The following is a 19,036-nucleotide window of genomic DNA, read 5'->3' as shown; positions in this document are numbered from 1 at the left end:
GAAGCATGGCTGAACTGTCCGAGACACGTGTCGCCGTCTACATCGATTTCGACAACATCATCATTTCCCAATACGACAATGTGCATGGTCGTGGAGCCTTCATCAAAGAGAAGGCCCGCACCGCCACCGGCAAGACCGCGGATCGGCTTCAGGAAGCCACGGTCAACATCGGCGCAGTCCTCGACTTCGCTTCGTCCTTCGGAGCCGTCGCAATCAGCCGCGCCTATGCGGACTGGGCAGCACCCGCGAACACCCGGTACCAGAAGCAGCTCGTCGACCGCGCGGTCGACCTCGTGCAGCTTTTCAACACCTCCGGAACCAAGAACGGCGCGGATATCCGCCTCGCCATCGACGTTGTTGAAGACCTCTTCCGGCTGCAGGACATCTCGCACGTTGTGATCGTCGCCGGTGACTCCGACTACATCCCGCTCGCCCAGAGCGCACGGCGCCTGGGCCGCACGGTCATCGGGATCGGTGTGCAGGGTTCGACAAGTGCGGCGTTCAAGAACGCCTGCGACGAGTTCTCGTATTACCACGACCTCGTTGAAGACCTCGGGGAGGACCTCGGGGAGGACCTCGTCGAGGACGTCCCGCACTCCACTCCGACAGTGGCCGCCGAGCCGCCGGCGCCGGACCTTGCGAAGGAGGCCCGCAAACTCCTCATGCGCGCCCTTCGAGGGCGGGCGAATGATGACGTCGACGGCTGGATGGCAGCATCCGCTCTCAAACAGCAGATGAAGCGCCTCGACCCCGGGTTCGATGAGAAGAAGATCGGCTTCAAGTCGTTCACGGACTTCCTGAAGGCCCAGCGTTCCATTGCGGAGTTGCAGGAGGACGGTCAGGGCCGCCGCGCGCGGTTGCGCAACCGGGCCTGACGTTCGCTGCGGCTGCGACCGCGGCTACGGCTACGGCTGTGGCTGTGGCTGTGGCTGCGACGCCTACGCGAACGTGGCGTCGAGAGCCGCGCGCAGGTCGGCGATCAGGTCGAGAGGATCCTCGAGCCCGACCGAGAATCGAAGATGCCCGAACTCGCGGAACGGCGCCGGGTACGCAGCGACCCGGGGTCCGCTCGTGCCGACATGAACGATCAGGGACTCGTCATGGCCGAGCGAGACGGCGGAGGTGATGACCCGGAGCTGGGAGACGAATCGGTTCTGGGTTTCCGGATCGCCCGCGACGGCGAACGCCAGCATCGCGCCATAGCCCCGACCAGCGAACTGTCGCGCGGCGAGCTCATGCTGCGGGTGGCTCGCGAGCCCGGGGAAAGCGACGAACGCGATCCGCGGGTCGGAGTCGAGGAACTCGGCGACCGACTGGGCCGAATCGAAATGCTGCCGGAGACGAAGCGGCAGCGTCACCGACCCGCGAGTGATCAGCCACGCGTTGAACGGCGAGATCACTCCGCCCACGTCGACCATCGCATCCGCTTTGATGCGCTGGATCAGCTCGCGGGAGCCGATCACCGCGCCCCCCATCGCGTCGCCGTGCCCATTGATGTACTTCGTCAGGGAATGGACGACCAGGTCGGCGCCGTCCGCGAGAGGTCGATAGAACGGCGGCGGAGTGAAGGTGGAGTCCACAACGAGCAGCGCGCCCGCCGGATGGGCGATTGCCGCCACGGCCTCGATGTCAGCAACCCGGGTCGTCGGATTGGCGATCGCCTCCGTGTGCACGAGTCGCGTATTCGGTCGAATCGCCGCAGCGACCGCGGCCAGATCACTGACATCGACGAACGTGGCCTCGATTCCGTACTTGTCGGGAAGGAGCTCCGTGAACAACCGCCACGTAGCCTCGTAGCCGACATCGGCGACCACCACGTGATCCCCTGAGCGCAGATACGTGAAGAACACCGCGTGAAGCGCCGCAACACCCGACGCCAGCACGACGGCGTCCTCGCCACCGTCCAGGGCAGCGAGCTTGGCCTGCAGTCCCAGTTGGTTGACTCCCGAATTCCGGGTGTAGAGCGGTACGTCCGTGCCCGACCAGCTCACCGACGACGGGTCCTCCGGCAATGCATAGGAGTTCGCCATCACGATCGGGGTGCGGATCGCACCCGACCCCGCATCGATCGTATTGCCCGCATGCACGGCCAGTGTCGAGTCTTTCAAGGACATCGGATTGTGCTTGTCGGGCCGAGTGTTCACCATGGCCCCACGCTACGGGAACAGCGCGGACTCCCGTGTCTCATGTCGTAGGAATCTGCTGAACTCGCCACGGACCAGGTCGACCAGTAGCGGCGGACAGTGCTGTCCACTCCTCAACAAATGCTTTCTGACCGGGTTATCCACAGGTGATTTGCGGGCGTGCGGATGCCGGTGGAATGTCGGTGGTCCTCCGTAGAGTGACCGGCATGACAGCTGAAAAGACCTCAGAACCTGACCTGGAAAGCGCGGTAGACAGCACGGCGGAGCCCCCGCCCGGGACCCCTCCCGACTCGTATTTGAATCCCCGGCACCTGAGCCTGGTGGAGCCGTCCCTGCCCGAGGTGTATGACGCGATCCGGGAGGCGGACCGGGAGATGAACCGGGCCGCCGCGAAGCGGGCGGCGGCGATCTATGCCGGGCAGCGGGTGCTGGCCGATGTCGGCCGGGCCCGGGCGGAAGCCGCGGTTCGCGCCGGGGGCCCGCGCCCGCCGTGGTCGCCGGAAGAAGCCACGAAGGAGGAGTTCACCTGCGAGGTCGGCGCCCTGCTCCGGCTCCCGCGGCGCACGGCGGAGACCCTGATCGAAGCCAGCCGCACCCTCGCCGAGGACCTCCCCGCAACACGGGACGCCTTGACCCGCGGGGCGATCAGTTACCGGCACGCGCAGGTGATCATGGAACAGGCCTGGGGCATCCGAATGGATGATGACCCGGTGGCGGCCGCGCGGGCCCGCGCCGTGTTCGAGGACGTCCTCGTGCCCGACGCGGAAGTGCTCACCGTCGCGAAGCTCGCCGACCGGCCCGGCGGGTGCGGGAACGCACCCACCCGGAAACCATCACCGCGAGGCACCAGAAGAGTGTCGAAGACCGGCACGTCGTGTTCCAGGCCCTCAACGACGGGATGGCGTCGTTGTCTGTGACCGGGGACGCGGAGAAGGTGCAGGCCGCCTACCACCGCACCCTCGACACGGCGCTCTCCCTGCAGGGCCCGGAGGAAACCCGCACGCTGACCCAGCTGGCGGCAGACGTCCTCACCGACGTCCTGATCGGCGGGGTCACCCCGGACGGTCTCGGTGCCGGGGTGGCCGCGCAGGTCAACGTCACCGTTCCGGTGCTGACCTTGCTGGGGAAGAGCGAGGAACCCGGGTACCTGGCCGGGTACGGACCCATCGACCCCGACACCGCGAGGCGTCTCGCCGCCGGGGCGCCGAGCTTCACCCGGCTACTCACCCACCCGGAAACCGGCGTCGTGCTCTCGATGGGACGCGACACCTACAAACCGCCAGCAGCGCTCAAGAAATGGCTCGAGGTGCGGGATGAAACCTGCATCTTCCCGGGCTGCCGCCGCTCCGCCAAACGGTCCGACCTCGACCACAGCATCGAGTGGCAGCACGGCGGGGAGACCGACGCGATGAACCTCGCCCATCTCTGCCCGTATCACCACGCCGTGAAGAGCTACACGAGGTGGTCGCCGAGACACCTCGGCGACGGCCGCATCGAGTGGACGTCCCCGGCCGGGTACAGCTACATCGTGGAACCCTCAGCGGACATGAGACCACCCCGGAAACCCACGCCCGTACCCAAACCGCCGGCCCCGTTCGTCGATGTCTGGAACCTGGACCCCACACCCGACGACCCCGACGACCCGACGCCCTTCTAGATCTCTAGGCGTCCAATTTCACAGGGCGTCATACTTCGTGCTTCGCCCCCGCGCCTTGTCCACCGGATACTTCTCTCGCGTCAGCGCGAGTTTGTCAAGGATGATCTGGTTCGGATCAGCGCCGATCCGATCGGCTAGGAGGAGACAGTAGGTCAGCACATCGGCCAATTCCTCCCGTACGCGCTCGGGGCTCGCCTCGGCATCCCACTGGAAGCACTCCAGCAACTCGGCGGCCTCGATGGAGATGCTCTTCGCGAGGTTCTCCGGAGTGTGGAACTGTGCCCAATCGCGCTCCGCGACGAAGGCCGTAATCTGGTCGCCGACGGAAAATTCATTCATGTCGTCAACGTACCAGCCCCCCGCGAACCGATTTCGTTCTCGCCCCCGACTGCACTGGCCCGTCGTTCCGGCTAAATGACAACGACGAGCTTGCACCGCGGGCACCGATGGCAGAACTCGAGACCCTCAGCCGTGTCCACGCCGTCGGCGAGCATCTCGATGCCACACACGGGACACAGTGGGCCGTCCACGTCGAGCTCCCACTCAGTCATGCGCGGCGGCCGGGCTGACCACGCACCACTCGTTGCCCTCGGGGTCCTGCAACACCTGGAACGATCCGGCGGTATCGTGATGCGCCTCACCGATCCGGCGCGCTCCGAGCCTTTCGGCCTGGTCCGTCGCCGCCGCAATATCGTCGACACGCACGTCGAGGTGGAGCCGGTTCTTCACGGTCTTCGCCTCAGGCACCTTCTGGAACGACAGTTGTGTCCACCCCGGGGGCAGGATGTACCACCAGGCCGCGTCCCGACCGCGCGGTTCGCCGCCGAGCACGCTCGCCCAGAACGTCGCGAGCGCCTTGGGGTCACTGCAGTCGATGACCACCTCATCAATATGTCCGATCACCCCTCGATCCTATTCAGCGAGATCCGGGTGATCTCTACGATGGGAGCCATGGCGGAAAACTCGGGCAAGCCCATCCTCTTGTTCGCCACCGTGCAGGACTGGGAAGCCTGGCTCGAGGAGAACGTCGACCACGACGGTATCCGCTTGCAGCTCGTGAAGAAGAACTCCTCCGCACCGGGCATCAACTACGACGAGGCACTCACGGTGGCGCTGTGCTTCGGCTGGATCGATGGGCAGGCCGGCACCCACGACGATGACTATTTTCTTCGCGCCTTCACCCCGCGCAGACCCCGGAGCATGTGGTCCCAGCGCAACCGGGACCTCGTCGCACAACTGATCGAAGCCGGGCGAATGCGACCGGCCGGGTTCGCCGAGATCGAGCGCGCCCAGGCCGACGGACGATGGGAAGCCGCCTACCGCCACAAGGACAGTCCGGTCCCCGATGACCTCAAGTCCGCCCTCGACGCCAGCCCGTCGGCCGCGGACCTGTTCTCGAGGCTCTCATCGCAGAACCGCTTTGCCATTCTCTTCCGCATCAGCGGTGTGAAGCGACCCGCGACCCGTGCAGCGAACATCGCCAAGTTCGTCGCCATGCTCGAACGCGGGGAGACGATCTACCCCCAGAAACCCTGATTCAGCGGCAACCTACTGCGGGGGCTCGAGAGCTGGCGCCACCGCGGACCGGACGAACACCAGGGTTCGCTCAGTGACCACGGGCAACGACGCGCCCGATTCGATCGCTGCCATAGCGGCCTGGAGCACGCCCCCGAGCAGACGGGCCGTGATGTTGAGCTCGGGAACCTCGAGCTCGCGCAGTGCCTCGATGAAGGGTGCCGCCTGTTCGCGATGCAACTCCGATAGGCGCGCCAGGCATTCTGCAGGCAGCTGGGCTGCGGCGAGCGCCGCCACCGGCCGGTGCACGCCCTCCGCCGCCAACCGCAACGTCACCCGGACGTAGACGTCGAGCCGTTCCGACGCAGACGTGACCGAGTCCAAAGCCGACTGGAGTTCCGCATTGGCCCGCGGGAAGGCATCCTCGATCACGGCGACCAGGACGTCCGCACCGGAGGAGAAGTACTCGTAGACGCTGGGACGAGACAATCCGGCCGCAGCACCGACGGCTGCAGGAGTGACGGCGCTGACTCCCCCCGCGATCAGGAGCTCCCTCGCCGCGTGGAGGAGGGCTGCACGCTGGCGAACGCGATGCTCGGCAACAGTCGGGGCAGTGATCCTGGGCATACCCGTCCTCTCGCTTGGCACCTTGTCACTCTCCAGACTACGGGTCTGCGTCGGGGGCGGCCCGAGCATGAGTCCCACCTTCAGGGCCTGGGCACCTGCCGCCTGGCTCTTCGCTGCGGACCGGGCGCTGGTTCGCTGGCGTGTCAGCAGGTCAGTGATCGTCCGGCGCCGGGATGGGCACCGGACGGTCCACCTGCACCTGCACCTGCACCTGCACCTGCACCTGCACCTCGACGTAAGAGTCGTGCGCGGTGCCGTAGAACGCCTCATCGTAGGCGGCCATCGCTCCCGCAATACTCGCACCCGCACACCACACCGCGTCGCCGCGCACGGGCGGCGAGCGCGATCAGGCCCGCGAGTACGGCCGCGATCCCGCCGAACACGGCGACGATCGAGAGCAGTTCAGGCATGCCCCGAGCCTAGAACCAACACTTCCTGACGCACCGGACGGTCTCCGCCCAGTGCGACACCCTGTGAAAATCCTGTGACTTATTGCGCGGTATGCAATAATGCAACCGCGCAGTGTTGCGCATCATGCAATAATGCATTCATAAACAATTCTTCCGGCCTCGGGCTCCGCGAGCGCAAGCGTGCGCGGACTTCCGAGGTCATCCACGTCGCGGCAGCGGAACTCGCACTCGAACGCGGGCTGGACGCCGCGACCATAGAGGCAATCAGCGACCGGGCCGGCGTGTCCACCCGCACGTTCTTCAACTACTTCCCGACCAAGGAAGATGCCGTCCTGGGCATTGACGAGGTCGCCGTGTCGGCCGAGCTCGACAGAGTGCGCGGATGCGACGGGGATATCTTCCTCGCCCTGTTCGACCTGATCACCGCGCTGTTCGAAGCCACAGGCGGCGGGATCAAGTCCGACCTCAAGCGCGACGTCATCCGGAAATACCCGCACCTGATGACCCGCCAGATGGTGCGCGTCGCCGAGCTCGAAGACCGCCTCTGTGCGATCATCGTCGGCTGGCTGGTCACGGACGCACGTTTCGCAGAACAGAGCGAGGCCGAGCTCCTCGACGAGGCTCGCATCATCCTCGGCGTCTCCCTCGCCACCGTGCGAATCACCATGAAGAAATGGGCGGGCGATCCGGATCCTGCTACCGGGCCACCGGCATCCGCTGCCCCCCGAGAAACGTACGAGCGCGCCATCGCGACGCTCAGAACTGTAATGGAGAAACTCACATGACGACCGTCCTCACCCGTCCCAGGCAAGCAGAAGAAGCAGGTGTTCCGTCGACCCGCAGCGTGCTGCTCGTCTTCGCCGGCCTCATGGTGGCGATGCTCCTGTCGTCGCTCGACCAGACCATTTTCAGCACCGCGCTGCCGACCATCGTCGGCGAGCTCAACGGCGTCGAACACATGCTCTGGGTCACCACCGCATACATCCTGGCCTCGACCATCGTGATGCCCGTCTACGGCAAGCTTGGTGATCTCGTCGGACGAAAGTGGCTGTTCGTCGGGGCGATCTCGATCTTCCTGGTGGGCAGCGTCATAGGCGGCCTCGCCGATTCCATGGGCACCCTCATCGCCGGCCGCGCCGTTCAGGGCCTCGGTGGCGGCGGGCTGATGATCCTCGCGCTGGCCATCATCGCCGACGTCGTTCCCGCCCGCCAGCGTGGCAAGTACTCCGGCATCATGGGCGCCGTCTTCGCCGTCTCAAGCGTCGCGGGCCCGTTGCTCGGCGGCTAGTTCACCGATGGTCCCGGCTGGCGCTGGGCATTCTGGATGAACCTGCCCCTCGGACTCATCGCGATCGCCTCCGCCGTCTTCTTCCTGAAGCTGCCCCAGCGCGAGTACGCGAAGCCCCGCATCGACTACCCGGGCATGATCGTCCTCGCCCTCGCCGCGACCAGCCTGGTGCTGTTCACAACCTGGGGTGGCAATACCTATGACTGGGATTCGCCCGTCATCATCGGCCTGATCGTGGCGACGGTTGCGCTCGCCGGTCTCTTCGTGTTCATCGAGAACCGGGCAGCAGAACCCGTCATCCCGCTGAAGCTGTTCGAGAACCGCAACTTCAACCTCACCACCGCGGCCGGCCTCATCACCGGTGTCGCCATGTTCGGGGCGCTGGCCTACATGCCGACCTACCTGCAGATGGTCACCGGGGTCGGTGCCACGGATGCCGGCCTGCTCATGATCCCGATGATGGGTGCCCTGCTCATCTCGTCGATCGGTTCCGGCCAGATCGTGTCCCGTACCGGCAAGTACAAGGTCATCCCGATCATCGGCATGTTCGTCACCGCCCTGGGCCTGTTCCTGCTCTCCACCCTCACGGCGACCACCGCGATCTGGATCATGTGCGCCTTCCTCGCCGTGATGGGCTTCGGACTCGGCCTCTCGATGCAGATCTTGACCCTGGTCGTGCAGAACTCATTCCCGCGGGCCATCGTCGGAACCGCGACGAGCTCGAACAACTTCTTCCGCCAGATCGGCTCGTCCCTGGGCGCGGCGATCGTCGGCAGCCTGTTCGTCTCCCGGCTGACCGACATCCTCTCGGCGAACCTGCCGGCCGGCGGCACGGGCAGCACCGGAACCAACTCACTCACCCCGGCGCTCGTCGCTGCCCTGCCCGAAGCCGCCCGCACGGTGATCGTCAACGCCTACAACGACGCGCTCGCCCCGATCTTCCTGTTCATGGTGCCGCTCGTTCTGGTCGCCGCGGTGCTGCTGATGTTCGTGGTCGAGAAGCCGCTCGCCACCCACATCGACGAGGCCGAAGGCGAACAGTCGCTCAACAAGGAGATGCTCGACGAGTCGCTCTCCGTGGGTGCCAACCCGACAGCGGAGCCGGTCCTCTCGGTACGCACCGGGTTGATCCGCGTCGTCGACACGAATGAGGGTTCCGGCAAGCGGACACTCTCGTAGCGCAACTCACGCCATTCAGCGCATCTACTGCGAATGCAGTAGATGCGCTGCTGCCGTGAGGCCGGCGTCGGGTGGGAGGATCAAGGGGTGACGATGTCGGCCTCCCCCAGAGAACTCGCCGCCTATCGACCCCGCTGGTACCGCAATCCGCGAACGCTCGACCTAGCCGCGGTCGCGGTCACGCTCGTCGCTGCGGCGACCGAATTCAGTGTTCCCCTGGCCAACGGCACGAGCCTCTTCGGCTACGTGCCCCTGACCCTCTCTCTCCTCGGTGTCCTCGTCTCCCGACGGTACCCCTGGACCGGCATCGTGATCGTCACCCTGACTCCGTTGCTCGCGGCCGCGGTCGGCTGGGATCCGCTGATCACCTGGACCATGGCGGTGTTCACCGCCTTCTCCGTGACCTTGCGCGCACTTCCGGGCGTGTGGGTCGGTCTGCTCGTGGGACCGACCCTGTATTTCGCCGCAGTGATGTACAACGGAATCGGTTTCGGTAGCCCAACCGCGTTCACCGCGTTCGCCTTCGGCTTCATGGCCGCAGCCGCGGGGAGCGCGGTGCGCAGCCACGACCGCTATCGCAACGAGCTGGAACTGCGCACCTTCGACGCCCTCGCCGCGCGGGACACCGAGGCGAACGGCCGCGTCACCGAGGAACGCCTCCGGATCGCACGCGACCTGCACGACGTGATCGGGCACGAGGTGGCCGTCCTCGGAATTCACCTGGGCGTCGCCGAAGTGAACCTGCCGAGCGACGCCGCCGCCGCCCGCGAATCCCTGCACTCGGCGCGCACGAGTGTCCAATCCGTCCTGCTCGAGACCCAGCGTATTCTGCACGTGCTGCGCTCCGACAGCACAGAGGGCCGCGACTCGGGCGTCGGCTTGCGGCCGGCGCCGGACTTCTCCGGGATACCCGATCTCATCGAGTCCTGCCGGAACGCCGGGGTCGATGTCCGGGCCGACCTCACCCAGGCACCCGCCGCGCTCGACCCCGAAGTGAGCACCGCCGCATTCCGGATCGTGCAGGAGGCCTTGACGAATTCCCAGCGCCACGGTTCGGGACCGGTCACGCTGAGAACGACTCTGGCCGGCGCCGTCCTCACGATCACGGTCTCCAATCCGAAGACCCTGCGCACCGCGAAGATCGCCTCCTCGGCGCGGGCGCGGACGGGGGCAGACCTGGCCCCACACCGCGGTTACGGTCTCGTCGGAATGCGGGAACGCGCCGCGTCGGCCGGCGGCAAACTCGTGGTCGAGGATCGTGATGACCTCTTCCAGATCACCGCGACCCTCCGGGTCGACGGAGGCAGGGTCCAATGATCCGGGTCATGATCGTGGACGACCAGGAGATGATCCGGGTAGGGCTGCGCGCCATCCTCGCCCCGGAGCCGGACATCGACGTTGTGGCGGATGCCGCCGACGGTTTCGAAGCGCTCCAGCAGATCGTCGGGCTGTCCGTCGACGTGGTCCTGATGGACATCCGCATGCCCGGAATCGACGGCGTCGAAGCCACCCGGCGCCTGCGCCTCGACTTTCCGGCCGAAAAACTGCGCATCATCATCCTGACCACGTTCGAAAACGACGAGAACGTCTTCGCAGCACTCCGGGCCGGCGCGAACGGTTTCCTGAGCAAGGGCATCGGACCGACCGAACTTGTGGCCGGGATCCTCGACGTCGCCTCCGGTGGCGGCGCGTTATCCGCCGCCGCAACCGCGGCGCTCATCCACCATGTCGCCGAGGAACACCGCCCGGCTGTCGACGCGGCCATGGTCGATCGCTTCTCCGTGCTCACGCCCCGCGAACGAGACGTCGTCATCGCCATCGCGACGGGGCGCGACAACGCCCAGATCGCATCCGATATGTTCGTCTCGCCATACACGGTCAAGACACACGTCAACCGGGCGATGATGAAACTCGGCGCCCGTGACCGCGCCCAGCTCGTGACCTTCGCCTACCGCGCCGGGCTCTCCGCGTAGCCGGCTCACTCCCGCACCCGTCTACTGCGCATGCAGTAGACCGGCCGATGCGCCTGGACGAGGTGGCCGAGCCGCCCCTCGGGAACGATAGGAACTGTCCCTGCCGCACGGCAGCATCCGCCTGGCCCAACCGGCCGATCGCGAATGCCCGGACGCCTCTCTTCGCTAGTCCTAGGAGCATCATGGCCACGTTTCTTTCCTTCATCGGGCGCTTCAGCGCCCGGCATCGACTGGTGGTGGTCGGCGCCTGGCTGCTGATCTTCGCCGGCCTCATCGGCACCCTGGTCGTTGCGAGTGGCCAGGGCGCCCCCGGAACGGCCTCCACGTCGATTCCGAGCACGCAGTCCTCCCAGGCACTGGAGCGGATGAGCCGGGAATTCCCCGACCTGAGCACCAGCACGCCCGCCTCATTGCAGCTCGTCTTCCAGTCCGACACGGGGGCCGCCGTCACGGATGCCGCCGTCACCGCTCAGATCGCCGGCGTACTGGCCGACGCCGCGACCATCCCGGACATCGCGTCCGTCAGCGACCCGTTCGACACGCAGAAGCCGTACATCTCCCAGGACGGGAGCACCGCCGTTGCGACGCTCAGCTTCGGCGACCTCTCCGCCGACCAGCAGAAAGCCTCCTACCAGGCCGCCCTTACCGTGCAAGCGGATGCCCCTGACGGCCTCCGGGTCGAGGTCGGCGGAAACCTGGTCCCGCTCGGCGCCCCGCCCGCGGGCATCGGTGAGGGCGTCGGAGTGATCGTCGCCTTCCTCGTCCTGATCCTCACATTCGGGTCGCTCCTCGCGGCCGGGGTGAACCTCCTGATAGCCGTCTTCGGCGTCGGCGTCGGCCTCGTGGGCGTTCTCGCCTATGGGGCGCTGACCCCGATCGGCGACACGACCATCATCCTCGCGCCCATGCTCGGCCTCGCCGTCGGGATCGACTACAGCCTGTTCATCCTGACCCGGTTCCGCGCCGAGCTCCGGAGCGGCAGGAACGTCGAAGACTCCGTCGCCCGGGCAACGGGAACCGCCGGAAGCTCCGTCGTGTTCGCCGGCCTCACCGTCATCATCGCCCTGGTCGGCCTCCTCGTCGCGAACATCAGCTTCATCTCGGAAATGGGAATCGCCGCCGCCTTCGCCATCCTCGTCTCGGTGCTGATGGCCCTGACTCTCCTCCCGGTCCTGATGCGCACCCTCGGACGCCGGGTGTTGCCAAAGAAGGAACGCACCCGCCGCTCGAACGCTTTCGAGACGCCATCCGATGGTTCGACGGACGCGCAGCCCCCCACTCGGAAAGGGTTCCTCCGGCGCTGGGGGACGTTCGTCGTCGCCCATCCGGTCAGGTCGCTGCTCGCCGGCGTTGTCGTGCTCGGCATTGTCGCCGCCCCCATCCTCAGCATGAAGACCGCATTCAGCATCCCAGGCGGCGCCGACCCGACCTCGACGCAGCGGACCGCGTACAACCTCATCATCGAGGAATTCGGCGGGGTGCAAAGCCCGCTCGTCGTGCTCGCGGAAGCCGACGGCGATATCACCGCGCAGACCGCATCCGTCCAGGACGCAGTCGCCGGCCTTCCCGGGGTCCACATGGTCGTTCCCGGCCCGATCAGCGCCGACGGAAACGTCGCACTTCTGACCGTGGTCCCCGAGGGCGGCCCCATCGATCAGCAGACGAAGGACCTCGTCCAGCAGATCCGCACCGACGCCGACTCGGTGCCCGGAGTCCACCTCGAGGTCACCGGAGAGACCGCGATCGGCATCGACCAGGACCAGGCCCTCCAGGACGCCCTGATCCGGTATCTCATTGTCATCGTCGTCATTTCCCTGGTGCTCTTGATCGTCATGTTCCGGTCGCTGCTCATCCCGCTCATCGCCACTCTCGGCTACCTGCTCTCGGTCGGCGCATCCTTCGGCGCGAGCGTCGCCGTCTTCCAGTGGGGCTGGCTCGATCCACTCATCCCGGCGCCCCAGGGCGACCCGATGATGAGCATCCTGCCGATCCTGCTCGTCGGCGTGCTCTTCGGGCTCGCCATGGATTACCAGGTCTTTTTGGTGTCCCGGATCCAGGAGATGCACAACACGGGCATGTCGCCGAAGCAGGCGATCATCGAAGGCTTCTCCCGCTCGGGCCCCGTCCTGGTGGCTGCGGCAACGATCATGACCGTCGTCTTCGCAGGCTTTGCAACGAGCACCTTCCCGATCGCCGCATCCATCGCCTTCGGACTCGTGGTCGGGGTGATGGCTGACGCCTTCATCGTGCGCCTCATCCTGATGCCCGCACTGATGTCCCTGCTCGGTAAGGCCGCGTGGTGGCTGCCGAAGTGGCTCGATCACCTTCTCCCGAATCTCGACATGGAAGGCCATGCACTCGACGAGCGCCCCGATTCCCAGCCCGACAAGCGGGAAGCCATTCTCGTGACCGACTAACCATTGGTTGGGCCGGTGCATGCATCATGCAGTGGCCCGCCCTGAGGCACGGACTATTTCTTGCCCTTCTTGTCGTCCACTATTCCTCCCAGCAGGCCGCCGATCGCGCCACCGAGGACCCCTCCGGCAGGGCGGCCGAGGAGTGATCCGATGCCGGCTCCAATCCCCGCGAGGCTGGAGCCGTAGCTCACCCGGGCGATCGAGACCGTCGTCGATCCTTCGGGACTCACTGAGATCTCGAACGACCAGACGGCGGCCGACGCAACGACCAGCGCGACGGGGCTGGCCTTGCCGCCTGCGGCCAGCCGGCCGCCCTCGGCCTGGCTTACGGGGTCACGGTCGAGTCTCTCCTTTGGCGGGCACGACATCAAACAGGACCTCGTTACGACGCAGGAACGAGGGCATGAACGGTGGATCGAAGCGAGCGAAACGGGGCTCTCCCCGCGCCGTGAATCCTGAGGCGACGATCGCGCCCCGGAGCATCTCGAGGTGGCGTGCGTAGCCGACCTCGTCCCATCGTCCGCGGTACCTCACCGCTGCGGTGACGCTCCCCGGAACCCTCCTCAGCCGCACCTGCGGGCTGGTTGGTTGCGGAGCCGTCTCGATCGTGAGACCCGTGGGGAGCACGAAGGCAACGCGGAACGCCCCCTTCTCGTCAGGATCACCTGGCTTTCCGCCGACGGCCTCCTGAACGACAGGAGCGGTCATCACGATCTTCGTCGACGCCTCGGCCTGCACAACAGGCGCAGTCATCGCGACTTTCTGACGAACGGAATTCTCTCCACTGATATAGGCGAACAGGTATCGGAATGCACGATTGCCGGCATCTTCGAATGGCCCTGTCGTGACGACCTCCGCAACGAGGTGCTCTGGATAGCTGCGCAACTCGAAACCGTCGTAATCGCCCACGACCGCATAGGGCTGTTGTTCGGTCATGCTCTCAAGTTACTCCGCGTTCACGTCTACCCAACGATGACGCTGGGTGTGACGTCCCGAAGCTGGCGGACGGTGTCACGAATACACTCGGCCCAGTCCTCCGAAGGCGTACCCGCGATCCATCTCTCGAAGCCGATCTTGAAGACCGTCACGCCCGTCTCGGCAGCAAGAGTCGCCGAGGGCTCCGTAACACCGCGCTCGCGCAGGGCCCCAGCGACGGCTGCGCTCAGGGTAGAGAATTTCAGCAGTTCACGCTCCAGCAGTGCCGGATTGGCCGCGATGATCGCGGCCCGTCGAATGGAGTGTGCGCGGTCGAAGACCAATCCGCCGACCTTGTTCATGGCCGAAATGACCACGTCGACAGGTCGCACATCTTCCGGCGTCTCAGCAATGGTCTCGAGGATGATGCGCTGGAGCTCCTGGGATCCCTGGAAGAGCACCTCCCGTTTGTCGGCGAAGTAACGGAAGAACGTGCGCTCGGTCACACCCGCCCGTTCGGCGATCTCAAGGGCCGTCGTCTGCTCGAAGCCACGCTCCGAGTAGAGCTCTAGTGCCGCGCGCGCGAGCCGACCGTGCGCATCCGGTAGCCAGCGTCCCATGAGAAGCAGTCTACGATCTTCCGAGCTGATGTCGGTCGCTGACATTAGATGCTACTCTGACGTCAGCAACTGACATCAATAGCCGATGCCTGGCAACCGACCGGGCGCGCGTCTCGAAGGAGAAAGCACTCATGCGTATTTTCATCACCGGCGCTTCCGGCTGGATCGGATCTGCCGTATCCCAGGAAATCATCGCTGCCGGACACGAGGTTGTCGGTCTGGCGTGAAACGACGCGTCGTTCGCGAAACTCCAGGCCGCCGGCATCACCCCCCATCGTGGGAGCCTCGACGATCTCGGCAGCATGCGCGAGGCGGCGTCGGCGTCGGACGGCGTCATTCATCTGGCATACAAGCACGATTTCTCCGATATGGCTGGTGCCGGTGCGACCGAGCGAGCCACCATCGAGATGTTCGGGGACACCCTCGGCGGCTCGGATCGCCCGCTTCTGTTCGCGTCGGGTGTTGCAGGGCTCGCGCCAGACAAGCTCGCAACCGAGGACGACGCGGTTCCGTTCAGCGGCCCCGAGGCACCGCGTGGGGGCGCCGAGGCGCTCGCGCTTTCCTACGCCGACCGCGGAATCCGCTCCGTCGCCCTACGTTTCTCCCCGACAGTCCACGGTGAAGGCGACCACGGTTTCATGCAGGTCATCTCAGGAATCGCCGGCGAAAAGGGTATCTCCGGCTATGTCGGTGACGGTTCCAGCCGCTGGCCCGCCGTGAATCGTCTTGACGCAGCGAGGATGGTCGCACTCGCACTCGCGAAGGCACCTGCCGGATCCCGAATGCACGGCGTCAGCGAAGAGGGCATCTCGGCGCTCGAGATTGCGACCGCAATCGGCGAGTCTCGAGGCATCCCAACGGTCTCGATTTCACCGGAAGACGCCGCCGCGCACTTCGGCTGGATCGGCATGTTCTTTGGCCTCGACGTCCCCACCTCGAGCGCCAGGACGCAGGACCTGCTCGGCTGGACACCGACGCACCCCGGTCTTGTTGCCGATATCAAGTCCGGCTTCTACGGTTCGGGTCGGCCCGGCCAGTAGCCCCTTCGTTCGTCGGCGCCTGATCGATGAATGGACAGCAGGCAACACCGCCTCACCGAAGTGGGCCCCTACCGGGGTTCGGCCGCTTCGATTCGCGGGGCTGCCCAGCTGGCCAGGAGTCGCAGACGCTCTGCGCTGGGTGAGCCGGGTTCCGCGGCGTAGATCATGAGGACGAATCCTGGGTCGGCGGTGATGATGAGCTCTTAATAGGCAAGAGTGAGCTCGCCGACGACGGGGTGATTGAGGCGTTTTGTGCCGGAGCCGTGGGTGTGAATGTCGTGTGCCCCCCAGAACTGGCGGAATGTGTCACTGCGGGTGGATAGCTCGCCGACGAGGTCCTGGAGGCCTTTGTCGTTCGGGTCGCGCCCGGCTTCGGCACGCATTATTGCGACGCGCATTCCGGCGCAGAGATCCCAGTCGGGATAGAAGTCGCGTGATGCGGGGTCGAGGAATTGGAACCGGGCCAGGTTCGGTGTGCGCCCACCGTCGCCGATCAGTGGCGAGTAGAAGGCACGTCCGAGTTCGTTTGTAGCGAGAATATCCTGGTGCTGGTCGCGCACGAATGCGACGCCGTCGGTGATCGTGCTGAGTACTCAGTGAAAACTGGGCCTGCTCACGGCGTTCTTTGTGGCGCGCCTGCGCGGACGTCCGGACAATGGGACTCCGTCTGCTGCTGCGCGGGCGAGGTCGAAGAGGTGGGTCCGTTCCGTGTCGTCGAGGTTGAATGCGCGGGCAAGGGCGTCGAGAACGGAGGAGGACGCCCCTCCGATCGCGCCACGTTCGAGCTTGGCGTAGTACTCGACATTGACGCCGGCGAGCGTTGCCACCTCGGTGCGACGGAGCCCCGCCACCCGCCGGTTTGCTCCGGCGGGAAGGCCCACCTGTTCCGGAGCAATTTTCGCGCGGCGGGACATGAGGAATTCGCGTACCTCGGAGTGATTGTCCATGTCGACGAGACTACGTCCCCGGCGCGGGGCGCGGGGTGCCCTGCTGGTATACCCCTACGCGTTGACTGAGGCATATGCAACCAGCTGTTCACGGCGGGCACGGTGTGGGCCGTTGCACACCGTGGGCAGTAACGCACGCGACAGTCGACGGTGAGGAGAATCTTGAATACGACCATCACGGTGCCACCACCGGCCGCTGTCGAGACGATGAAGCGTTTGCCCCTGGCGACCCTGGTTGCCTTGGCGGTCATCGGCTTCGTTCTCGTGGCGATGGAGACCATGTCGGCCGGCCTGCGTCCGGTCATTGCGGGCCTCACCGCAGTGGCCATCATCGCCGGTGCACTCATCGCCGCGATCGCCCCCGCCGCCCACGGACAGCCGGGAAGCTCACGACTGCCCTTGGTCCGGGTGTTCCGGATCCCCGGCATCGCCATCATTCTGGCCGTCATCTTCACCTGAATGCTGGCGCACAACACGATCTACACCTATATCTCCCCGCACCTGAGGGCGACCAGCAGCAGCCTCACCGTCGACGTTCAGCTTTTCATCTTCGGAGTCGCCTCAATCGGCGGCATCGTCATCACCGGGGCGCTACTGGACCGCCATCCGAGACCACTGCTGCACGGCAACGCGGCGTTGTTCATCATGGCCGGTGTTGTCCTCCTCATCGGGCACACCTCGACCGCGGCGATCATCGTCGCCACCGTTCTGTGGGGAATCGCGTTCGGCGGGGAATCCGCCCAGGTCCAAGCCGCTCTCACCACAACAGGAGGCGACGACTCGGATATCGCCAACTCGTTCCTGCCAACCGTTTCCCACAATGTCTCAACCATTCGACCAATCGACAGCAACACATCTGGAGATAACAATGAAAGCGACATACATGTTCGGTGCCGGCGACGTTCGTCTCGTCGACGCCCCCGACCCCGTCCTGCACGACACCACCGACGCCGTAGTCCGAAAGGAATCGGATCCGACGTCCGCACCCTCGCGCCCGGCGACCTCGTCATCTCTCCGTTCGCCTTCTCCGGTGGAACGTGCGAATTCTGCCGCGAAGGCCTCTGCACCTCCTGCATCCACGGCGGATTCTGGGACATACCCGGCATGGGCGGCGCCCAGGCCGAAGGCATCCGGGTCCCCTTCGCCGATGGGACCCTGGTGAAAGTCCCCGGCATCGACGAGAAGACCCCGCTGCTCACACACCGGAGGTCACGGCGTCCGGAAGGTGCTCGAAGAGGTCGGGCATCTGCCCGCCTACGAACAGGCCTACCGCATCGTCCGGCCCGGCGGAGTCATCAGCCGCGTCGGCGTCCCCCAGCATGAGGCCGCACCGATCGGGTTCGGCAACCTCTTCGGCGGCAACATCACCCTGACCGGCGGCCCGGCTCCTGTGCGGGCCTACATCGAACAGCTGATGCCGGCGATCCTCGATGGCACCGTCAATCCCGGAAAGGTCTTCGACCGTGTCGTCACGCTCTACGCCGGCTGGCCCCAGGGCATGGCCGCCATGGGCGTTGCCAAGCAGTATTTCTCCAGAAACGAGTAAGGAACATCATGATCATCGAACCTGCAGTACCGACCACGCTCAACCCGGCCGCCCCCGGCGTCTTCATGGAGCACATCGCCATGGTTCAGTCGGGCGACGACCCGGCCAAAACCACCACCTGGCTTGAGCACATCACCGATGACGAGTACAGCGGCAATTAGAGTTCGTCAGCGTCCGGACTCGTGCGGAGTCCTGATCCAGCGAGCACCACACCTATGCGGCGGAGCCACGGGATCGAGGCAAGATCCACGGGTAGTCCCCTTCGCATTCATGAAAGCGGGTTTATCTCGTGCGCCCGCGGCGCCGCTGGGATCGCCATCCGACAGGCCGTAGACGCACTCGCGGTCACGTCCTAGGCAAGCGATCGAGGGGTCGAGGTGGTGTCGGATGAGCCCGCTCCCCCGAGGGCGAATCGCGTATCGACGGGAGGTGTGCTGGCTCAGCTTGGAGAATCACCCGGTGCCGGCAAGAAGCCCGGCTCGTCAGCCGGTGAAATCGGCGCCGTGAACCGCTCGAGCGTTTCGTGGCGAAGGTTGTAATCGTGACGAGAGGCGCGGCCGCGCAGGAGGAGAGCGGGCTCATGAGCGCAATCGAGGATTCCAAACTGGCCGTCCTCTGCGCCAATGCTCGGGCGACGATCACTGCTCGCTAAACTTGAGTCGAGTCCACGACCTTGGGAGGGACTTTGAATTCCGAACAAGCAGCAAGAATGAACACCGGAGTCGGCTTCGTCGCAGCACTCGACCAAAGCGGCGGCA

The 19,036-nt window shown here is 65.7% G+C and carries 22 protein-coding genes and 4 pseudogenes; 14 read left to right on the top strand and 12 right to left on the bottom strand.

The genetic code is table 11. From position 1 onward, the window contains the following. Positions 1-5 precede the first annotated feature (5 nt). Positions 6-875, top strand: coding sequence for an NYN domain-containing protein (locus RCH22_RS00130; RefSeq protein WP_327012310.1), 870 nt, complete (start codon positions 6-8; stop codon positions 873-875). A gap of 63 nt (positions 876-938) precedes the next feature. Here the strand turns inward: RCH22_RS00130 and RCH22_RS00125 are convergent, their stop codons facing one another. Continuing rightward, positions 939-2,147, bottom strand: a complete 1,209-nt coding sequence (locus tag RCH22_RS00125; protein WP_327012309.1) for an aminotransferase class I/II-fold pyridoxal phosphate-dependent enzyme — start codon at positions 2,145-2,147, stop codon at positions 939-941. Between the two features lie 203 nt (positions 2,148-2,350). On the opposite strand from RCH22_RS00125, the gene RCH22_RS00120 reads away from it, so the two are divergent. Together RCH22_RS00120 and RCH22_RS00115 are read left to right on the top strand one after the other, a co-directional pair. Then, positions 2,351-3,061, top strand: coding sequence for a hypothetical protein (locus tag RCH22_RS00120; protein ID WP_327012308.1), 711 nt, complete (start codon positions 2,351-2,353; stop codon positions 3,059-3,061). Beyond that, positions 2,950-3,801, top strand: coding sequence for a DUF222 domain-containing protein (locus tag RCH22_RS00115; protein WP_327012307.1), 852 nt, complete (start codon positions 2,950-2,952; stop codon positions 3,799-3,801). Before RCH22_RS00120 ends, RCH22_RS00115 begins: the two co-directional genes overlap by 112 nt. A gap of 18 nt (positions 3,802-3,819) precedes the next feature. Here the strand turns inward: RCH22_RS00115 and RCH22_RS00110 are convergent, their stop codons facing one another. Both RCH22_RS00110 and RCH22_RS00105 read right to left on the bottom strand, forming a co-directional pair. Then, the gene (locus tag RCH22_RS00110; protein ID WP_327012306.1) at positions 3,820-4,140 is read right to left on the bottom strand and encodes a nucleotide pyrophosphohydrolase; all 321 of its coding nucleotides are present in this window, start codon (positions 4,138-4,140) and stop codon (positions 3,820-3,822) included. A 204-nt stretch (positions 4,141-4,344) separates the two neighbouring features. Continuing rightward, on the bottom strand, positions 4,345-4,704 hold the full coding sequence (locus tag RCH22_RS00105) for a VOC family protein (RefSeq protein ID WP_327012305.1): 360 nt from the start codon (positions 4,702-4,704) through the stop codon (positions 4,345-4,347). A 48-nt stretch (positions 4,705-4,752) separates the two neighbouring features. Here RCH22_RS00105 and RCH22_RS00100 point away from each other — a divergent pair, with 48 nt between their 5' ends. Then, the gene (locus RCH22_RS00100) at positions 4,753-5,337 is read left to right on the top strand and encodes a YdeI/OmpD-associated family protein (RefSeq protein WP_327012304.1); all 585 of its coding nucleotides are present in this window, start codon (positions 4,753-4,755) and stop codon (positions 5,335-5,337) included. 12 nt (positions 5,338-5,349) lie between these two features. On the opposite strand, the gene RCH22_RS00095 is transcribed toward RCH22_RS00100, so the two are convergent. The 3 genes from RCH22_RS00095 to RCH22_RS00085 all read right to left on the bottom strand — a co-directional run bounded on the left by RCH22_RS00095 (position 5,350) and on the right by RCH22_RS00085 (position 6,353). Then, on the bottom strand, positions 5,350-5,943 hold the full coding sequence (locus tag RCH22_RS00095; RefSeq protein ID WP_327012303.1) for a helix-turn-helix domain-containing protein: 594 nt from the start codon (positions 5,941-5,943) through the stop codon (positions 5,350-5,352). A gap of 151 nt (positions 5,944-6,094) precedes the next feature. Further along, positions 6,095-6,226, bottom strand: a complete 132-nt coding sequence (locus RCH22_RS00090) for a hypothetical protein (protein ID WP_327012302.1) — start codon at positions 6,224-6,226, stop codon at positions 6,095-6,097. Then, positions 6,210-6,353 (bottom strand): hypothetical protein, encoded by a 144-nt coding sequence (locus tag RCH22_RS00085; protein WP_327012301.1) that lies wholly within the window; start codon positions 6,351-6,353, stop codon positions 6,210-6,212. The genes RCH22_RS00090 and RCH22_RS00085 overlap by 17 nt, the downstream gene beginning before the upstream one ends. A 74-nt stretch (positions 6,354-6,427) precedes the next feature. On the opposite strand from RCH22_RS00085, the gene RCH22_RS00080 reads away from it, so the two are divergent. The 5 genes and pseudogenes from RCH22_RS00080 (at position 6,428) to RCH22_RS00060 (ending at position 13,210) form a co-directional block, all read left to right on the top strand. Next, complete coding sequence (locus tag RCH22_RS00080; RefSeq protein ID WP_327012300.1) at positions 6,428-7,138, top strand: TetR/AcrR family transcriptional regulator; 711 nt, start codon at positions 6,428-6,430, stop codon at positions 7,136-7,138. After that, positions 7,027-8,820 (top strand): annotated as a pseudogene (locus RCH22_RS00075) (MDR family MFS transporter). The gene RCH22_RS00080 and the pseudogene RCH22_RS00075 overlap by 112 nt, the downstream one beginning before the upstream one ends. Before the next feature lie 93 nt (positions 8,821-8,913). Next, a complete protein-coding gene (locus tag RCH22_RS00070; RefSeq protein ID WP_327015418.1) occupies positions 8,914-10,137 on the top strand; it encodes a histidine kinase in 1,224 nt (407 codons plus the stop codon). An 8-nt stretch (positions 10,138-10,145) separates the two neighbouring features. Further along, the gene (locus tag RCH22_RS00065) at positions 10,146-10,793 is read left to right on the top strand and encodes a response regulator transcription factor (protein ID WP_327012299.1); all 648 of its coding nucleotides are present in this window, start codon (positions 10,146-10,148) and stop codon (positions 10,791-10,793) included. A gap of 182 nt (positions 10,794-10,975) precedes the next feature. Then, positions 10,976-13,210 carry an MMPL family transporter gene (locus RCH22_RS00060; RefSeq protein ID WP_327012298.1) on the top strand — a complete coding sequence of 745 codons (2,235 nt, stop codon included), beginning with the start codon at positions 10,976-10,978 and terminating at the stop codon, positions 13,208-13,210. Positions 13,211-13,263: 53 nt separating this feature from the next. Here the strand turns inward: RCH22_RS00060 and RCH22_RS00055 are convergent, their stop codons facing one another. The 3 genes from RCH22_RS00055 to RCH22_RS00045 are packed head-to-tail and all read right to left on the bottom strand — an operon-like array spanning position 13,264 to position 14,790. Next, complete coding sequence (locus RCH22_RS00055; protein WP_327012297.1) at positions 13,264-13,578, bottom strand: hypothetical protein; 315 nt, start codon at positions 13,576-13,578, stop codon at positions 13,264-13,266. Further along, positions 13,544-14,146 (bottom strand): heme-binding protein, encoded by a 603-nt coding sequence (locus RCH22_RS00050; protein WP_327012296.1) that lies wholly within the window; start codon positions 14,144-14,146, stop codon positions 13,544-13,546. The genes RCH22_RS00055 and RCH22_RS00050 overlap by 35 nt, the downstream gene beginning before the upstream one ends. A 26-nt stretch (positions 14,147-14,172) precedes the next feature. Beyond that, positions 14,173-14,790, bottom strand: coding sequence for a TetR family transcriptional regulator (locus RCH22_RS00045; RefSeq protein ID WP_327012295.1), 618 nt, complete (start codon positions 14,788-14,790; stop codon positions 14,173-14,175). Between the two features lie 86 nt (positions 14,791-14,876). Here RCH22_RS00045 and RCH22_RS00040 point away from each other — a divergent pair, with 86 nt between their 5' ends. Both RCH22_RS00040 and RCH22_RS00035 read left to right on the top strand, forming a co-directional pair. Then, positions 14,877-14,972, top strand: coding sequence for an NAD-dependent epimerase/dehydratase family protein (locus tag RCH22_RS00040; protein WP_327012294.1), 96 nt, complete (start codon positions 14,877-14,879; stop codon positions 14,970-14,972). A 75-nt stretch (positions 14,973-15,047) separates the two neighbouring features. Then, positions 15,048-15,785 carry a 3-beta hydroxysteroid dehydrogenase gene (locus tag RCH22_RS00035; RefSeq protein ID WP_327012293.1) on the top strand — a complete coding sequence of 246 codons (738 nt, stop codon included), beginning with the start codon at positions 15,048-15,050 and terminating at the stop codon, positions 15,783-15,785. 68 nt (positions 15,786-15,853) lie between these two features. On the opposite strand, the pseudogene RCH22_RS00030 reads toward RCH22_RS00035, so the two are convergent. Continuing rightward, positions 15,854-16,732, bottom strand: a pseudogene (locus RCH22_RS00030) (helix-turn-helix transcriptional regulator). A gap of 162 nt (positions 16,733-16,894) precedes the next feature. On the opposite strand from RCH22_RS00030, the gene RCH22_RS00025 reads away from it, so the two are divergent. After that, entirely contained in the window at positions 16,895-17,191 is a 297-nt protein-coding gene (locus RCH22_RS00025; protein WP_327012292.1) for a hypothetical protein, read from the top strand. A gap of 77 nt (positions 17,192-17,268) precedes the next feature. Here RCH22_RS00025 and RCH22_RS00020 read toward each other — a convergent pair whose 3' ends face one another. Next, positions 17,269-17,565: a hypothetical protein gene (locus RCH22_RS00020; RefSeq protein ID WP_327012291.1), complete on the bottom strand. Its 297-nt coding sequence runs from the start codon at positions 17,563-17,565 to the stop codon at positions 17,269-17,271. A 35-nt stretch (positions 17,566-17,600) separates the two neighbouring features. On the opposite strand from RCH22_RS00020, the pseudogene RCH22_RS00015 reads away from it, so the two are divergent. Then, a pseudogene (locus tag RCH22_RS00015) lies at positions 17,601-18,209 on the top strand (alcohol dehydrogenase catalytic domain-containing protein); the annotation flags it as partial. Positions 18,210-18,325: 116 nt separating this feature from the next. Next, positions 18,326-18,439, top strand: a pseudogene (locus RCH22_RS00010) (cupin domain-containing protein); the annotation flags it as partial. 278 nt (positions 18,440-18,717) lie between these two features. On the opposite strand, the gene RCH22_RS00005 reads toward RCH22_RS00010, so the two are convergent. Next, positions 18,718-19,036, bottom strand: a 319-nt coding sequence (locus tag RCH22_RS00005; protein WP_327012290.1) for a hypothetical protein, incomplete at its 5' end; no start/stop codon positions are given.

Origin of the sequence: Cryobacterium sp. GrIS_2_6 (genome assembly GCF_035984545.1) — a bacterium.
In the GTDB taxonomy this organism is placed as follows: Bacteria; Actinomycetota; Actinomycetes; order Actinomycetales; family Microbacteriaceae; genus Cryobacterium.
The sequence above is the reverse complement of the archived record's forward strand: the minus strand, read 5'-3'. Positions and strand labels throughout refer to the sequence as shown.

Excerpts from the sequence above, each read along its gene's own strand:
- RCH22_RS00130 (WP_327012310.1), top strand. The coding sequence starts at position 6 with ATGGCTGAACTGTCCGAGACACGTGTCGCCGTCTACATCGATTTCGAC.
- RCH22_RS00125 (WP_327012309.1), bottom strand. The coding sequence starts at position 2,147 with ATGGTGAACACTCGGCCCGACAAGCACAATCCGATGTCCTTGAAAGAC.
- RCH22_RS00120 (WP_327012308.1), top strand. The coding sequence starts at position 2,351 with ATGACAGCTGAAAAGACCTCAGAACCTGACCTGGAAAGCGCGGTAGAC.
- RCH22_RS00110 (WP_327012306.1), bottom strand. The coding sequence starts at position 4,140 with ATGAATGAATTTTCCGTCGGCGACCAGATTACGGCCTTCGTCGCGGAG.
- RCH22_RS00100 (WP_327012304.1), top strand. The coding sequence starts at position 4,753 with ATGGCGGAAAACTCGGGCAAGCCCATCCTCTTGTTCGCCACCGTGCAG.
- RCH22_RS00095 (WP_327012303.1), bottom strand. The coding sequence starts at position 5,943 with ATGCCCAGGATCACTGCCCCGACTGTTGCCGAGCATCGCGTTCGCCAG.
- RCH22_RS00090 (WP_327012302.1), bottom strand. The coding sequence starts at position 6,226 with ATGGCCGCCTACGATGAGGCGTTCTACGGCACCGCGCACGACTCTTAC.
- RCH22_RS00085 (WP_327012301.1), bottom strand. The coding sequence starts at position 6,353 with ATGCCTGAACTGCTCTCGATCGTCGCCGTGTTCGGCGGGATCGCGGCC.
- RCH22_RS00070 (WP_327015418.1), top strand. The coding sequence starts at position 8,914 with ATGTCGGCCTCCCCCAGAGAACTCGCCGCCTATCGACCCCGCTGGTAC.
- RCH22_RS00065 (WP_327012299.1), top strand. The coding sequence starts at position 10,146 with ATGATCGTGGACGACCAGGAGATGATCCGGGTAGGGCTGCGCGCCATC.
- RCH22_RS00060 (WP_327012298.1), top strand. The coding sequence starts at position 10,976 with ATGGCCACGTTTCTTTCCTTCATCGGGCGCTTCAGCGCCCGGCATCGA.
- RCH22_RS00055 (WP_327012297.1), bottom strand. The coding sequence starts at position 13,578 with ATGTCGTGCCCGCCAAAGGAGAGACTCGACCGTGACCCCGTAAGCCAG.
- RCH22_RS00050 (WP_327012296.1), bottom strand. The coding sequence starts at position 14,146 with ATGACCGAACAACAGCCCTATGCGGTCGTGGGCGATTACGACGGTTTC.
- RCH22_RS00045 (WP_327012295.1), bottom strand. The coding sequence starts at position 14,790 with ATGTCAGCGACCGACATCAGCTCGGAAGATCGTAGACTGCTTCTCATG.
- RCH22_RS00040 (WP_327012294.1), top strand. The coding sequence starts at position 14,877 with ATGCGTATTTTCATCACCGGCGCTTCCGGCTGGATCGGATCTGCCGTA.
- RCH22_RS00035 (WP_327012293.1), top strand. The coding sequence starts at position 15,048 with ATGCGCGAGGCGGCGTCGGCGTCGGACGGCGTCATTCATCTGGCATAC.
- RCH22_RS00020 (WP_327012291.1), bottom strand. The coding sequence starts at position 17,565 with ATGGTTGAGACATTGTGGGAAACGGTTGGCAGGAACGAGTTGGCGATA.